General features: G+C 42.3%; 1 protein-coding gene. It reads left to right on the top strand.

From position 1 onward, the window contains the following. Positions 1-485, top strand: a 485-nt coding sequence (locus tag ACYVUV_RS12375) for an IS607 family transposase (RefSeq protein ID WP_484499582.1), incomplete at both ends; no start/stop codon positions are given.

Below are 485 nucleotides of genomic sequence, written 5' to 3'. Positions count from 1 at the left end.
TGCCTCCAACCAACGCCGCTACACTAAAGAAATGCTAGATGAAGTTCTGCAAGGAAATGTGAAGGCATCTAAGCCTAAGAAGCTACTGACCATCGGCTATTGCCGGGTTTCTTCTGGTCATCAAAAAGAAGACCTCCAAAGGCAGAAGGATGTAGTGTCTAGATATTGCGAAGTCAATGGCTATCAGTTTAAGATCATTCAAGACGTTGGATCTGGTCTCAACTATAAGAAAAAGGGCCTGACAGAGCTGATCAACATGATCTGCAAGAAGCAGTGCGAACGAGTCGTGGTAAATTACCAAGACCGGCTTGTTCGTTTTGGCTTTGAAATAATTGAGACAATCTGTCAGGCAAACGATGTAGAGCTGGTTGTCATCAATCAGACAGACAACGTTGATCCAAATTCAGAACTTGTAGAAGATGTTTTATCTATAATCACTTTTTTCTCAGCTAAGCTGTATGGAAAGAGGTCGCATCAGAATGCAA

The sequence above is a fragment of the Lactobacillus sp. WILCCON 0149 genome (genome assembly GCF_057197965.1).
This window is presented reverse-complemented; position numbering and strand designations above follow the sequence as displayed.